This window comes from Pararhizobium sp. IMCC21322 (assembly GCF_030758295.1).
Classification (GTDB): domain Bacteria; phylum Pseudomonadota; class Alphaproteobacteria; order Rhizobiales.
In genome coordinates, this window is sequence record NZ_CP132335.1 from 343007 (window position 1) to 357203 (window position 14197).

The 14197-nt window shown below is 52.5% G+C and carries 14 protein-coding genes and 1 pseudogene; 2 read left to right on the plus strand and 13 right to left on the minus strand.

Annotation, left to right across the window (positions count from 1 at the left end):
- Positions 1–2: 2 nt before the first annotated feature.
- The gene (locus RAL91_RS01760; RefSeq protein WP_306259263.1) at positions 3–476 is read left to right on the plus strand and encodes a GNAT family N-acetyltransferase; all 474 of its coding nucleotides are present in this window, start codon (positions 3–5) and stop codon (positions 474–476) included.
- 27 nt (positions 477–503) lie between these two features.
- Here RAL91_RS01760 and RAL91_RS01765 read toward each other — a convergent pair whose 3' ends face one another.
- The gene (locus tag RAL91_RS01765) at positions 504–1412 is read right to left on the minus strand and encodes a DMT family transporter (protein ID WP_306259264.1); all 909 of its coding nucleotides are present in this window, start codon (positions 1410–1412) and stop codon (positions 504–506) included.
- A 167-nt stretch (positions 1413–1579) separates the two neighbouring features.
- Here RAL91_RS01765 and RAL91_RS01770 point away from each other — a divergent pair.
- A pseudogene (locus tag RAL91_RS01770) lies at positions 1580–2222 on the plus strand (NAD(P)/FAD-dependent oxidoreductase); the annotation flags it as partial.
- Between the two features lie 80 nt (positions 2223–2302).
- Here the strand turns inward: RAL91_RS01770 and RAL91_RS01775 are convergent.
- The 12 genes from RAL91_RS01775 to hemE all read right to left on the minus strand — a co-directional run bounded on the left by RAL91_RS01775 (position 2303) and on the right by hemE (position 14037).
- Positions 2303–3022, minus strand: a complete 720-nt coding sequence (locus tag RAL91_RS01775; RefSeq protein ID WP_306259265.1) for a DUF2161 domain-containing phosphodiesterase — start codon at positions 3020–3022, stop codon at positions 2303–2305.
- A 48-nt stretch (positions 3023–3070) separates the two neighbouring features.
- Positions 3071–3475 carry a hypothetical protein gene (locus RAL91_RS01780; RefSeq protein WP_306259266.1) on the minus strand — a complete coding sequence of 135 codons (405 nt, stop codon included), beginning with the start codon at positions 3473–3475 and terminating at the stop codon, positions 3071–3073.
- Between the two features lie 11 nt (positions 3476–3486).
- Positions 3487–4032, minus strand: a complete 546-nt coding sequence (locus RAL91_RS01785; protein WP_306259267.1) for a GNAT family N-acetyltransferase — start codon at positions 4030–4032, stop codon at positions 3487–3489.
- A 78-nt stretch (positions 4033–4110) separates the two neighbouring features.
- On the minus strand, positions 4111–4884 hold the full coding sequence (locus RAL91_RS01790) for a Bax inhibitor-1/YccA family protein (protein WP_306259268.1): 774 nt from the start codon (positions 4882–4884) through the stop codon (positions 4111–4113).
- A gap of 195 nt (positions 4885–5079) precedes the next feature.
- Complete coding sequence (locus RAL91_RS01795; protein WP_306259269.1) at positions 5080–5976, minus strand: ParB/RepB/Spo0J family partition protein; 897 nt, start codon at positions 5974–5976, stop codon at positions 5080–5082.
- A 19-nt stretch (positions 5977–5995) separates the two neighbouring features.
- Positions 5996–6859: a ParA family protein gene (locus RAL91_RS01800; RefSeq protein ID WP_371932472.1), complete on the minus strand. Its 864-nt coding sequence runs from the start codon at positions 6857–6859 to the stop codon at positions 5996–5998.
- Positions 6860–6921: 62 nt separating this feature from the next.
- Positions 6922–7578 (minus strand): 16S rRNA (guanine(527)-N(7))-methyltransferase RsmG, encoded by a 657-nt coding sequence (gene rsmG, locus RAL91_RS01805; RefSeq protein WP_306259270.1) that lies wholly within the window; start codon positions 7576–7578, stop codon positions 6922–6924.
- A 27-nt stretch (positions 7579–7605) separates the two neighbouring features.
- Positions 7606–9459: a tRNA uridine-5-carboxymethylaminomethyl(34) synthesis enzyme MnmG gene (gene mnmG / locus RAL91_RS01810; protein WP_306259271.1), complete on the minus strand. Its 1854-nt coding sequence runs from the start codon at positions 9457–9459 to the stop codon at positions 7606–7608.
- A gap of 90 nt (positions 9460–9549) precedes the next feature.
- Positions 9550–10920 carry a tRNA uridine-5-carboxymethylaminomethyl(34) synthesis GTPase MnmE gene (gene mnmE, locus RAL91_RS01815; protein ID WP_306259272.1) on the minus strand — a complete coding sequence of 457 codons (1371 nt, stop codon included), beginning with the start codon at positions 10918–10920 and terminating at the stop codon, positions 9550–9552.
- An 80-nt stretch (positions 10921–11000) separates the two neighbouring features.
- Positions 11001–12266, minus strand: a complete 1266-nt coding sequence (rho, locus tag RAL91_RS01820) for a transcription termination factor Rho (protein WP_306259273.1) — start codon at positions 12264–12266, stop codon at positions 11001–11003.
- A 299-nt stretch (positions 12267–12565) separates the two neighbouring features.
- Positions 12566–12994, minus strand: a complete 429-nt coding sequence (gene hemJ, locus RAL91_RS01825) for a protoporphyrinogen oxidase HemJ (protein WP_306262725.1) — start codon at positions 12992–12994, stop codon at positions 12566–12568.
- An 8-nt stretch (positions 12995–13002) separates the two neighbouring features.
- Positions 13003–14037: a uroporphyrinogen decarboxylase gene (gene hemE / locus RAL91_RS01830; protein ID WP_306259274.1), complete on the minus strand. Its 1035-nt coding sequence runs from the start codon at positions 14035–14037 to the stop codon at positions 13003–13005.
- Between the last annotated feature and the right edge of the window lie 160 nt (positions 14038–14197).

Genomic DNA, 14197 nt, shown 5'->3' on the forward strand with positions numbered 1-14197 from the left:
TCATGGCCGTTAAAGGGCTCAGCATGCGAATTCTTGTCGACAGCGACGCGCTTACACTCGCGCCGCTTGTCGCTTCTTACGCGCAGATGCTGCGCCGGGGCGCACCGCGCCGCCCCGACCAGTATTATGCCGAGACCCTTTTACAGGATTCCACCGCAGAAGTTCTGGGTGCCTTCCGGGATGAAGAACTGGTTGGTTTTGCCATTTTTTTCGATTTGCCCGAGGCCATCAGCGGTCGCCGCACCGGCCAGTTGGATGACCTTTTCATTGCGCATGAACACAGGGGTCTGGGCATCAGCACCGAACTCGTCCGGGAACTGACCGGGATTGGCAACACCCGCAACTGGACTTATGTGCGCTGGCTGGTATCGGAAAAGAACGATATTGCCATGCGCATCTACTCCAGCCTGGCAGAGCCTGCAGCCTTCAAGAGCTTTGTCATTCCGGTGAATCCCTCAACCGAGTTGAGCGCCTGAATATAGCCGGCTAATTACTGATTACGATCATATTTCAACCATCACAGCGCCTGCAGCAATCAAACCGATCAGCAACAGGCGGGACGCCGTTATCTGCTCTTTGAAAACAAAGACGCCCAATGCGGTTGCAAATATGATGGATGTCTCACGCAGCGCAGCGACTGTGGCGACCTGTCCAAGCCGTGTCGCCAGCATCACGGAACCAAAACTGATAACAGCGATAATGGCGCCCAGCAAACCCCGTGCGAACAACGCAACCTTGTCAACAGGCACCTCCAGGCGTCGGTATTTCAATATTGCAATAATGGGAGAGCTGAACAGGCCCATGAAGAAAAACCATGCCAGGAATGTAAACGGATTGTCCGCCAATCTGATGCCATAGGCATCAATCGTGGTGTAAACCGCAATCAGAAAGCCGGTTCCAAGGGCAAAGCCGATGGCCAGATGCAGCCCGCGCATATTCTCACCCTTCAAAAGCGCGCTTTTCAGATTGACTTGAGCCAGACCCAGAATGCCGCCGGAAATCATCAGAATTCCAAGCCATTGATTCCAATATAGTTTTTCTTGAAACACGACAATGGCCGCAAGAGCAATCAGCAAGGGTCCGGAGCCGCGTCCAATCGGGTAGACCAGCACAAAAGCACCATGCTCAAACGACTTCACCTGAAACCATTCATAGGCAAAATGCACCAGATAGACGAGAAACAGGATCGGCCATAATTCATCTGACGGCCAGGGTGCAACAAACAGGGCAAGGGGCGCTGCGGCCAATCCGTAACAGACATTGATGGCTCCGCGATTGAGGATCGGATCGCCGGATTTCAGCACCGCACCGAACAGCGCATGGGCCATGGCAGACAGCAGGGCCAGAACCAGAGCCACCAACGCTCCGGTTTCAGTTCCCTCAATGGATTTGATGATGTCGACAATGTCCATGAGGGGAGTGCTTTACCCTGCTGATTGTGAATACGAGCTGCGCCTATAGAGACCGACAACCGCAGCAAATCGGACCATACTGCTCACAAGCTTGAGAAGATATGTCTGTTGGAAAGGGCCTACGAGATTTCGACCATTATTGTCGAGGAAAAACAATCTGTGCGAAGGCGGTCATTGTTGCAACAGGCGTTCAATACAGGCGACTGCCTTTAAAGGATCTGGAGCGCTTCGAGGGCGCGGGCATCTACTATGCTGCGACAGAGATAGAGGCGCGCTATTGCCGCGATACAGAAGCCATTATTGTCGGTGGTGGAAATTCCGCCGGACAAGCCGCCATGTTCCTCAGCCGTGCCGCCAAACATGTCCACCTGCTCGTGCGCGGGGCGACACTGGCGGCTTCCATGTCAGACTATCTGTCCAACCGACTTGAGGCAGACCCTGGGATTACCATTCATTATCACAGCGAAATCGCAGAGCTTAACGGCGAAGATTACTTGCAATCCGTAGCGGTTTTGGACATGAACAGCGGCAAGACGGAAACCATATCCGCCCGCTCCGTGTTTTTCATGGTTGGAGCTGCGCCTAATACGGATTGGCTGTCCAATATTGTCGATCTGGACAAACGCGGCTTTGTGAAAACCGGAGAGGCATGCGGTGAAGCGTCCCCGTACGCAGCGTCGTTTCCTGGCATCGTATCCTGGCATCTTTGCCGTAGGAGATGTGCGCGCAGGATCGGTAAAACGCGTCGCCTCAAGCGTTGGAGAAGGATCAGTCGTCATCTCGAAGGTCTGGGAATTTGTAAATAAATGATGTCAAAACCGCAGAGTTCTGGCATTCCCACTAATCGGTATACCGGTGGAGCATAATAATAAGCCGTCTTAGTAAATTCATCAGACAGGTGTGGTTTCTGTCGCTGCGGCAATGGTTTTTAAATCATTAGCATAGTTTGAAACCGCCTCAACGCCGTTCGGGGTCAAAGCATAAATGCCGGTTGAAACACGTTCAAACCAGCCATAATGATCATCTGCCATGATATTTCTTGCCCGATTCACCCCGGACTGCGCGGCAACGTTTGCAGCCTTCATAGGGCCATTGGCGGACAGGATGGACAGGCAGCGCAATGCATCCTGCCGATAGGCCGTCACCAGGCCCTTACGGGTAGCCCCGCCTTCATTGGGATCGCCAACCCGTTTTGCAAACTCTCTCAGCAGACGCGCTTTACGAGCCTTCGATCCGCGGGGCCTGTAGGGCGCTGGATCAAGATGTATCTCAACAAACAAATCCTTCAGCCGGACCGTAATAAGACCCAGACCCAGGCGCCGGCACAGGGCTTTGTTGTTTTGCAGCATCTTTAAAAACATCCGGCCGGTGCTGCGCGGCACAGCCACATAGACAGCATCGGTCATCGATTGCCGCTCAATGGCCTGATGAAACAGGTTCAGGGAAAAGCCCGTTTTCAACTCAACAATGACAGGGACTTCCGAACCGCGCACACCGACCACATCAGCCGCGCCGATCTCTCCCTTGACGTCATAGCCCTGATTTTCAAGAAAGGCCTTGATCGGAGGATAGAGTTCCGTTTCTTTTGGCTTTGGTTTTGACTTGGCCATCAGATCGGGCACCGCTTCATAAAGTTTGTCATCCGGTGACGGCCCGCATCACCGCAATTCCTTGCGGATTACAAGTTTCAGTCCTGACCAGATATCGTCGACAGCGCAGACCTTCACATCAACCAGACCGGATGGCAGACAGACGGAGCGAATGGTATCTTCCGTTATGTCGGTTGGAACCTTTGAGGCTTTCTTGGGCCAGGAAACCCAGATCATTCCATTGGATTTGATCGATCTCTGGCACGCAGGCAAACGCGCCTGTAGCTCAACCTTTGACTTTGTGAACAAATGGACGAAATCGCACCCGGTGCTGAGACTATCAAGCCAGTCTGGTGCCAGGGCGTCCGGTCCCAGCATAGTCAGGTAATTATCGGGTGCATTGAGACACACCGCTTTCATATCGGGTTTCAGGCCGAGCTTCTTGAAAAGAGGTGTTTTTGAATATCCAGCCATTGGCAATCCATTCAGCTTTCAGCAGGCGTCCTTGCGCCCTCACCCAGAAATCGTTGCATCAAAACAGTATCGAGCCAACGATTTCGTTTCCAGCCAACATCCCGAAACACGCCTGTATGTTCAAAGCCAAGCCGCTGGTGCAAGGCAATTGAGGCTTTATGCTGACTATCGCCAATCACGGCGATCATTTGCCGAAAGCCCTTATTGGTCGCGTCTTCAATGACACGGGACAAAAGCGCCCGCCCAATGCCAAGACCCTGGGCCTCGGTCGCGATGTAAATCGAATCCTCTACGGTAAACCGATAGGCTGGGCGTGCCCGATAGAGGCTGGCATAGGCATAACCCAGCAAATTTCCAGTCAAATCCTTGGCGACAAAATAGGGGAAATCATGATCTACCAGCGCATGATAGCGCTGGGTCATTTCTGTCAGATCCGGTGGTGTCAGCTCAAAGGATGCGGTGCCGGTCAGAACAGCGTGCTCATAGATGGCATGGATGAACGGCAAATCCGTGGACTGAGGTAATAGGATCTCAAAGGCTGGGGAGGTCTTTGTCATATGACGGGTTTCGTATCCGAATCAAAAAGCGCGGCCCAATGGACCGCGCTTTAAGTTTATTCAAATATCCGCAGAATGTTAATTGCGATTGCCGAACAGGTGCAACAACATGATGAAGAGATTGACGAAGTCGAGATAGAGCTTCAAAGCACCCATGATCGCTTTGCGACCAGAGGCCGTGCCATCATCATTAACATCATACATGTTCTTGATCTGCTGCGTGTCATAGGCGGTGAGGCCAGCAAACACCAGAACACCGATCACCGAAATGGCGAATTGCAGCGCGCTTGAACCAAGGAAGATATTCACGATCGACGCAAGGATAATGCCGATCAGGCCCATCATCAGGAATGAACCCCAGCCGGACAGATCCTTTTTGGTGGTATAACCATAAAGGCTAAGTCCCAGGAAGGACGCCGAAGTGACAAAGAACACCTGCGTGATGCTCTCAGGCGTGTAGATGACGAAAATTGAAGACAGTGAAACGCCCATCAAGGCCGCATAAGCCCAAAATGTGGTTTGTGCTGCGCTCACACTCATGGTCGGAACCTTGGCAATCAGAAAGAACACCAGGCCCAAAGGTGCCAGCATCACGACCCAACGCAAAGGTGATGTGAACAGCATCACACCGAAATCGGTCAGCATCTTGCCATTCGGCAATTGTGCAGCAGCAGCGGATGCATCACCCGTCGTTGCCAGATTGGCAAACATCAGGGCAGCAACGCCTGTCAGCGCAAGGCCGATGGCCATGTAATTATAGACTTTGAGCATGTAGGCGCGGAGGCCTTCATCAATATCCGCCTGCGATTGAACGCCTGCCTGCCCAATTGTACGACGATTTAGATCAGCCATTATATCCTCATAAAAACAAATCAAGGGATGGGAGGAGCAACCCCGGGTAAAACTCATTTTCAATATGGTGTCATTTCACCACAAGGACAAGGGTTTACCGACGGAATCCTGATTCAATTGGGCGCCGCCACAATTCAGCGTTAAGAAGCTGTTTGATTGCAGGAATCCAAATTGACCGATGCCAACAGGCGAGGATCAGCTTCTCAATTTTGCCGTAATGAAATCGAGCTGATCAAGTGTTTTGTATTTGACGCGCAATTCACCGGTTCCATTTGGCTTATGCCTCAGATCAACCAGCAAGCCCAGAACCTCGGACAGACTGTTTTCAAGCGCCTGCGTATCTGCATCCTTCACAAGGGCAGAAGCGGTCGATTGCGATGAACCGGAGCCTTTTTGGCCCTCACCAGCACTGCGTGCCAGGGTTTCGGCGGCACGGACACTCATATGGCCATCAACAATCTGGCTGGCAAGCGCCGCAGGATCATCTGCCGCGACCAGTATTTTGGCGTGGCCAGCTGTCAATTCACCATCCTGAAGCAATTTTTGCACACCATCAGGCAATTTCAGAAGGCGCAATGTATTGGCAACGTGACTGCGGCTTTTGCCAATGACGGTGGCAAGGTCTTGCTGGGTGTAGTCGAACCCGTCCAGTAATTGCTGGTAGCCGCGCGCTTCCTCAATGGGGTTGAGGTCAGAGCGCTGAACGTTCTCGACAATTGCAAGTTCCAGAGCTTCCTTGTCGCTAACTGCCTGTATTAAAACAGGTATTTCATGCAATCCTGCCGCCTGAGCAGCACGCCAGCGACGCTCACCGGCGATGATTTCATAGCGATTATCGCTGATCGGCTTTCCCGGTTGAGGCCGTACAAGGATGGGCTGAACGATTCCCTTTTCACGCACGGACCGGGTCAGATCTTCCAGATCATCAGCCGCAAAGCTACGCCTTGGATTATTTGGATTGGGGGTGACAAATTCAATCGGCACCCGGCGCTGCGACCGAGCGCGTTCAACCGCTTCCGCATCTGTGTCCACATCTCCCAGCAATGCTGCAAGACCACGACCGAGCCGCTTTTTGGAAATATCGTCCGCCATGATAAGGGCTCTTTTGCTTTTAGGCCGCACGCAGGGTGCGCTCACGTTGAATGATTTCTGAAGCAAGCTTCATATAGGCCTGACTGCCACGACATTTCAGGTCATATAACAGGACCGGCTTGCCATAGGAAGGCGCTTCGGACACCCGCACATTGCGCGGAATAACCGTCTTGTAAACCTTGCTGCCCATATGGGCACGCACGTCTTGCGCCACCTGATGCGATAGATTGTTGCGGTCATCCACCATGGTCAGCACAACACCATGAATTGAAAGACCCGGGTTCAAGGTTCGCCGCACCTGCTCGACAGTTGTCAGCAGCTGGCTCAAACCCTCCAGAGCAAAGAATTCGCATTGCAGCGGCACCAGAATGGCATCAGCAGCCGTCATGGCGTTGATGGTCAGCAGGTTCAGCGAGGGCGGGCAATCCACCAGAACATAGGTGTAAGGCTCACCAGCATCACCGATAGCAAGCTTAAGATCATCAATGGCGCTGCGCAGCCTGTGGGTCCGATCCGGCATTTGTGCAATTTCCAACTCAAGACCCAGAAGATCCAGGGTTGAGGGCGCGACATCCAGACGCGGCACTGACGTATGCATGGCAGCTTCCGCCATAGTTACGTCGCCACACAAAACATCATAAGTTGAGCTTTTACGGGTTTTGCGATCAATGCCCAGACCTGTGCTGGCATTCCCCTGCGGGTCAAGATCAACGATCAACACGCGCTCGCCTATGGCGGCCAGCGCTGTTCCCAGATTAATGGCTGTCGTGGTTTTACCCACGCCACCCTTCTGATTTGCAAGGGCAAGCACCCGCGGGCGCGCCTGTGGCGCATCCGGAGTCACCGGGGCAGAGTCGTCTTTTGCGGCTTGTTGGTCGATCAACACGATATCTCATCCAAAATAGAAGCAAATGCATGTCAACTGTATCAGGCCACTCGGTCGATCTACGTGTGTAAACGCAACCCCGAAAGGGCAAGAATCACACTGCGATTATCCAGCTGACTTTTGTGTTGTATCACATCGAAATCACAATATTTAGATGCTTTTTCAATTTCAGACGCAAAATCTTGTCCCTTGTGGACAAGTGCGACTGTTTTTGGCTGCATCAAAGGGACCATCATTTCGGTCAGTTTTTCCAGCGGTGCCAGCGCTCTTGCCGTGATATAATCCGGGCTATGAGGCAGATCCGCAATCGATACGGATTCGATTCGATTATTCAGGATGGTCACAGGCACATTTGTTTCACGTGAAACAGCCCGCAGGAAGGCGCATTTACGACCATTCGCCTCGACCAGCGTGACTGATCCGTCTTGCAAGTTTTCTGTGGATTCAGATCTGCCCAACGCAATCACCAGCCCCGGAAGACCTGCGCCACTGCCCAAATCAACCCAATGACCGTCCGCACGGCCAAGCTGTAACAGCTGATAGCAGTCAAACACATGCCGCGACCAGAATTGATCCAAAGTTGTGTTTGAGACCAGGTTTTTCGCGCGCTGCCAGTGTCTCAAAAGATCTGCAAAGACCTCCAGCCGCTCCATGACGACAGGGGAAACGGCATAATGGCGTTGAAACCGCTCGCGGTCTGCTTCCAGGAAAGACATTATCTACTGCGACCAATCATAAAATAATCAAGCCGCGTTGCCACGTCGTTTGACATAGGCCAACAACAGGGTGATAGCCGCCGGCGTCACCCCTTCAACACGCGAAGCCTGCCCCAAGGTTGCCGGTTTTGCTGCTGTCAGCTTTTGACAGACTTCATTGGAAATGCCCGGCAATGTGCTGAAATCCAGATCCATCGGCAGTGCGATCTGTTCATCCCGCTTGAAGGCCTGAATGTCAGCGCGCTGTCGGTCCAGATAGACCGCATATTGCGCTTCCGTCTCAAGTTGCTGCTTCAATCGGGCGCTGAAATCGGAAATCTGTGGCCAGAACGGCGCGAGCGCGTCAAGTGAAACGGTGGGATAGGACAGCAAACCAAACAAATCCCGGCGCCGCCCATCCTGATTAACCTTAATTCCTGCACCGGCCAATGCAGTGGGCAACACCTCAACCGCCTTTGCATGCGCGACCACCGACGCAAATTCCGCCTGCCATTCACTGAATCGCTCCCAGCGTCTGGAACCAACAATGCCACAGGCGTGGCCTTTTGCCGTCAGACGAAGGTCCGCATTGTCAGCGCGAAGAGAAAGACGATACTCGGCGCGGGAGGTAAACATGCGATACGGCTCGGTGACGCCTCTGGTGGTCAGATCATCCGTCATGACGCCAAGATAGGCCTCGGACCGATCAAAAATGATCTCATCCGAACCACCGGCACGCCTTGCTGCATTCATTCCGGCAATAAGACCCTGTCCGCCTGCCTCTTCATACCCGGTGGTCCCATTAATCTGCCCAGCCAGATACAGCCCGGGCAACGCAATGGTCTCAAGCGTCGGCTTCAACTCACGTGGATCCACATGGTCATATTCAATCGCGTAACCATATTGCAGGATTTCCACTTTTTCCAAGCCCGGAATACTGCGCACATACAGATCCTGCACATCGCGGGGCAGGCTGGTGGAAATACCGTTCGGATAGATCGTATGGTCATTCAGACCTTCCGGCTCCAGGAAAATCTGATGATGATCCCGATCTGCGAAGCGAACGACCTTATCTTCAATAGAGGGGCAATAACGTGGGCCAACACCTGAGATATTTCCGGAATACATGGCTGATTTGGTCAGATTATCCGCAATGATCTTATGGGTTTCGGCAGTGGTCCGTGTCAGATGACAGGGCACCTGCGGTGTTGTGATCCGATCATTCAGAAATGAAAACGGAACCGGAATATCATCGCCAGGCTGCTCCTGCACCTGGCTCCAGTCAATCGTCCGACCATCCAGACGCGGCGGAGTTCCTGTCTTCAAACGCCCCAGTTTGAACCCGTGGGACAGAAAGGAATGCGCCAGGCCGACAGACGGGGCTTCACCAACACGGCCAGCCTCAATCCGCTCATCACCCATATGAATGAGCCCGCGCAAGAATGTGCCTGTTGTAATGACAAGGGCCCCACAGTGCAGCGTTTCGCCAGAAGCCAGTTGCAGCCCGCAAATTCCAGAATCATCCGTCAGGATAGCCTCAGCAGACCCCTCAACCACGGTCAAACCGGATTGCGCCGAGATTTCACGCTGCATGCCAACTTTGTAAAGCGCCCGATCGATCTGCGCCCTTGGTCCCTGAACAGCCGGACCCTTACGTTGGTTCAGCATTCGGAACTGAATACCCGCCTCATCCGCAACACGGCCCATGAGCCCGTCAAGAGCGTCAATCTCACGTACAAGGTGTCCTTTGCCCAGGCCGCCAATTGCGGGGTTACAGGACATCGCGCCAATTGTATCAAAGGAATGTGTCACAAGGGCTGTATCGGCTCCGAATCGAGCAGAAGCTGCCGCTGCTTCACAGCCGGCATGGCCGCCGCCAATTACAATAACATCAAAGCGCATGTTTACAGTCACTCTTGCAAATCATCTCGGTGGTCTGATTGACCATCACGAAGAATAGGGACCCATAGGCAATCGCCGCAAATCCGGCGTTTATTTGCCAATACAGAATTCAGAAAAGATATGGCCGAGAATGTCTTCAACGTCAATGCGGCCTAGGATCTGGCCGAGGGAATCGGAAGCCGTCCTGAGATATTCGACACGAATTTCCAACGGCAGTTGATCATCGCCTGCAGACTGCAAGGATGTAACGCAGCGTTCTAATGCAAGCCGGTGCCGCGCCCGCGTGATAAGGGGACTTGTCGTAACATCGCTTTGCCCGGTGATAGGTACGGAGCCGAATCGAGCCAGTTCTGACATGAGCTTATCAAGCCCCGACCCATCTCTAACCGAGACGTCAATATCAGTGTCGCCCGAAGGAGTCCCACCAGCATCACTGTCTGGCAGAAGATCACATTTCGTGCGTACTTTTAGGATTGAAGGAAAATCGCCCTCATCGGAATCCCGAAAAGCGACATGGAAGCCCGGTTGATCGGCCGGACAAAGCGACAGGATCAGGTCTGCACTCCGCGCTGCCTCTTCTGCGCGGCGCATACCCTCGATCTCCACAACATCATAACTGTCCCGCAGGCCGGCAGTGTCGGATATGTTTATCAATTGGTCGTTGAGGTTCAGGGAAACGGACAAGACATCACGCGTTGTGCCAGGTACATCCGTGACAATGGCAACATCGCGTTGTGCCAGCGCATTCAAAAGGCTGCTTTTGCCCGCATTGGGCAACCCAACCAAAACAACACGCAATCCGTTCCGGATAATTTCGCCCCGACGCCCATCATTCAAATGGGATTCGATCTGGCGCGAAAGGGAAAGCGCATCACCTGACACGAATTCCGCGACTGAACCGGGAACATCTTCCTCATCGGAGAAATCGAAATCTGCTTCTACAGCGGCTCTGAGAGACAGTAATGCTTGTCGCCATCCATCATACAGCATCCGCAATGATCCGGTATACTGGTTCAGCGCCTGCCGTCGTTGGGCTTCTGTCTGTGCCGCCAGAAGGTCGCCAAGACCTTCAACTTCGGTGAGGTCCATACGACCGTTTTCAAAAGCGCGCCTGGTAAACTCACCAGCCTCGGCCATGCGCCAGTTTCGCAGCGTACCAAGTTGCTGGAAAACAGCGTCCAGCACGGCTGCACTGCCATGGAGATGGAATTCGACAACATCTTCACCGGTGAAGCTGGCAGGTCCTGGAAACCAGAACACAAGCCCCTGATCCAATGGTCTGCCGTCTGCATCGGTCAGGACGGAGAGCTGCGCGTGTCTGGGCTCGGGTTGTTTCACGTGAAACACGTCCAAAGCCGAGCGCGCATCCCGTCCGCTGACACGCACAACGGCCACTCCGCTTGGGGTCTGGCCACTGGCAAGCGCAAATATTGTTTCTGTGAACAGGGCTGGTGTATTCATCGTCTCATCCAACCGTCAATCCCAGGTCCATCATTAAAGGTTACGGATACGAATCGAACCCTTTGGAGTGTGGTTTGGGATCAGGTGTTCATTGAATCAAAGAAGTCATCATTTGACTTGGTCTGTTTCAGCTTATCCAGCAGGAACTCGATAGCATCCACCGTACCCATGGAAGACAGGATGCGGCGCAGGACAAAGACTTTCTGCAACTCCGATTTGCCCATCAACAAATCCTCTTTCCGTGTACCGGATTTGAGAATGTCCATCGACGGGAAGGTGCGCTTGTCTGCAACCTTGCGATCCAGAACCAGCTCGGAGTTACCAGTTCCCTTGAATTCTTCAAAGATGACTTCATCCATACGACTGCCGGTATCAATCAACGCGGTCGCGATGATGCTCAAGGAGCCACCTTCTTCAATATTACGCGCGGCACCGAAAAAGCGTTTCGGACGCTGCAAGGCATTTGCATCAACACCACCGGTCAATACCTTGCCCGAACTTGGGACCACCGTGTTGTAGGCGCGGCCCAATCGTGTAATCGAATCCAGCAGGATGACAACATCGCGTCCGTGTTCAACAAGACGCTTGGCCTTTTCAATCACCATTTCAGCAACCTGAACATGTCGTGAAGCCGGCTCATCAAATGTGGAGGATATAACTTCGCCGTCCACAGAGCGCTGCATATCTGTCACTTCTTCCGGGCGCTCATCGATCAACAAGACGATGAGGTAACACTCGGGATGATTGGCTGCGATAGAATTGGCGATGTTTTGCAGCAGGACCGTTTTACCCGTACGCGGCGGCGCAACGATCAATGCGCGCTGGCCCTTACCGAGCGGAGCAACCAGATCGATGACGCGACCTGACAAATCCTTGCGCGTTGGATCATCGATTTCCATGTTAAAGCGCTCATCGGGATAGAGCGGTGTCAGATTGTCAAAATGGGTTTTGTGCCGTCCCTCTTCAGGATCTGCAAAGTTGATTGTGTTGACACGCAGCAGCGCAAAATAGCGTTCGCCATCTTTTGGGCTTCTGATATGGCCCTCAACCGTATCTCCGGTGCGCAGAGAGAAGCGGCGAATCTGAGAGGGAGATATATAGATATCATCCGGGCCTGGCAGATAATTCGACTGCGGCGATCTGAGAAAGCCGAAGCCATCCTGCAAAAGCTCCACAACACCTTCGCCGATAATTTCGACTTCTTCTTCCGCCAGTTGCTTCAAAATGGCAAACATCAATTCCTGTTTGCGCATCGTACTTGCGTTTTCGATTTCATGCTGTTCCGCAAGCATCAGCAATTCGGTCGGGCTTTTCAGTTTCAGATCAGACAGCTTCATCTCGGCCATGTGTTTGTTTAAATCCTTGCGCGTCCAGCGCGCATATATCTGTTGATTGATTGACAGGTGAAAATTTGAAGCGATTTAAGCGAAGCAGATAAATATGCAATTTCTTGCACAATGCCTGTTTCAGCTAATTAAGTCGCTTTTTTGTCCGACGATGGGAAATACGCAGAACATTTGTTATGTTTTTGAAAGCGCCCCAACTGGGCCAAAGGTAGGTTTTCTCTCAGATAGCGATAAAAGTCGGAAATCACAAGGGCTTTTTATAGATCAGCAGAAAACGCCTCGTGACAATTACCCATAAATCAGAACGGTCGCACGACAACCAAAACAACAATTGCCACCATCACAACCGCTGGGGCTTCATTCATAAACCGGAAATAGCGCTCGGAGTGTTTGTTCTCGTCTGCCGCAAATCGCTTCACGTGCCAGGCAAACCGCATATGAAGCGCCGACATCACGATCACCAACAGAATTTTCAGATGTGCCCAAAACGTCCCGTCAGACAAATAGCCACCATCAGCCACAAGGTAGAGCCCCAAAACCCAGGTAACAATCATCGCGGGAGTGCCTATGCCACGCAACAAACGCCTTTCCATGATTTTAAAGGTTTCTGATTGCCGGCCTCCAGCCTCCGCACTGCAGTGATACACCATCAGCCGTGGCAGATAGAGCAACATCGCCATCCAGGAAATCACTGCCAGAATGTGAAACGCCTTGATCCAGAGATACATCATCAATCCTAACCCGCTCGAACCAGTTCAATCATCTCGGCCACATGATCAATCGGCGTTTCCGGCGTAATGCCATGTCCAAGATTAAAGATAAATCGGGATCCTTTTGCCTCTGATAAAATCGTTGCTACTCCCTCGCGCAGCGCTTCCCCGCCAGCTACCAGACGCGTGGGATCCAGATTTCCCTGAAGAACAGCCTGTGTGCCAAAACGCTCGCGTGCCAGCTTCATCGGATATGTCCAGTCAAGTCCGACACAATCCACACCTGTCTCCTCAACGTAGCGCTCATAATGCAACGACGCACCTTTCGGAAAACCAATGATCGGTGTGTTGGGATGACGGGCTTTTACACCCGCCACAATCCGTTTCATCGGCCTGAGACAAAACTCGTTGAAATCTGGTTCGCCAAGAATACCTGACCAGCTGTCAAACACCTGCACCGCGTCAGCACCGGCATCAATCTGCGCAGACAGATAATCAATCGAGACATCCGTCAATACATCAATCAAATCGAGGAAAGCTGCGCGGTGTTGATGCGCAAACAAACGTGTCGGTGCCTGGTCAGGCGTTCCACGACCGGCCACCATATAGGTTGCAACGGTCCAGGGCGCGCCGCAGAAACCCAAGAAAGTTGTTTCAGAGGGTAGGGCTGCGCGAATATCATTCACCGCCTGAAAGACAGGTTTCAAATGCTCCAATGCGTTCGCGACAGTCAGTTCCTTAATTTCATTGACTTTAATGGGATCAAGCCTTGGCCCAACACCGGGTTCAAAGGTGACCCGTCGTCCCAACGCATCAGGCACCACCAGAATATCCGAAAACAGAATAGCTGCATCAAAGCCAAATCGGCGAATGGGTTGCAACGTGACTTCGGTGGCAAACTTTGGCGAATAACATAAATCCAGAAACGAACCTGCTTCCGCTCTGGTTTCTTTGTACTCGGGCAGGTATCGTCCAGCTTGACGCATCATCCAGATGGGTGGCGGCCACATGGCTTCATCATCCGGACCACTGCGTAAAACCTGTAACATGCGTCTGTTCATAAATAATCCGATATCGCAAAATGTTTGCTGCTCAGCCAAATGAGACCACCAGGCCCGTCCTTCTGTGCCTCAGTAACTAGCATAAGCCCAAGCGGTTTCACTCCCCAAAAATTCCCTAATAAATTCTTAATTTCTTTCTATTTCTATTATTAGGGTGTGG

Coding starts and splice junctions, on each gene's coding strand:
- RAL91_RS01760 (WP_306259263.1), top strand. CDS start 3: ATGGCCGTTAAAGGGCTCAGCATGCGAATTCTTGTCGACAGCGACGCG.
- RAL91_RS01765 (WP_306259264.1), bottom strand. CDS start 1,412: ATGGACATTGTCGACATCATCAAATCCATTGAGGGAACTGAAACCGGA.
- RAL91_RS01775 (WP_306259265.1), bottom strand. CDS start 3,022: ATGGCCAAGTCAAAACCAAAGCCAAAAGAAACGGAACTCTATCCTCCG.
- RAL91_RS01780 (WP_306259266.1), bottom strand. CDS start 3,475: ATGGCTGGATATTCAAAAACACCTCTTTTCAAGAAGCTCGGCCTGAAA.
- RAL91_RS01785 (WP_306259267.1), bottom strand. CDS start 4,032: ATGACAAAGACCTCCCCAGCCTTTGAGATCCTATTACCTCAGTCCACG.
- RAL91_RS01790 (WP_306259268.1), bottom strand. CDS start 4,884: ATGGCTGATCTAAATCGTCGTACAATTGGGCAGGCAGGCGTTCAATCG.
- RAL91_RS01795 (WP_306259269.1), bottom strand. CDS start 5,976: ATGGCGGACGATATTTCCAAAAAGCGGCTCGGTCGTGGTCTTGCAGCA.
- rsmG (WP_306259270.1), bottom strand. CDS start 7,578: ATGTCTTTCCTGGAAGCAGACCGCGAGCGGTTTCAACGCCATTATGCC.
- mnmG (WP_306259271.1), bottom strand. CDS start 9,459: ATGCGCTTTGATGTTATTGTAATTGGCGGCGGCCATGCCGGCTGTGAA.
- mnmE (WP_306259272.1), bottom strand. CDS start 10,920: ATGAATACACCAGCCCTGTTCACAGAAACAATATTTGCGCTTGCCAGT.
- rho (WP_306259273.1), bottom strand. CDS start 12,266: ATGGCCGAGATGAAGCTGTCTGATCTGAAACTGAAAAGCCCGACCGAA.
- hemJ (WP_306262725.1), bottom strand. CDS start 12,994: ATGTATCTCTGGATCAAGGCGTTTCACATTCTGGCAGTGATTTCCTGG.
- hemE (WP_306259274.1), bottom strand. CDS start 14,037: ATGAACAGACGCATGTTACAGGTTTTACGCAGTGGTCCGGATGATGAA.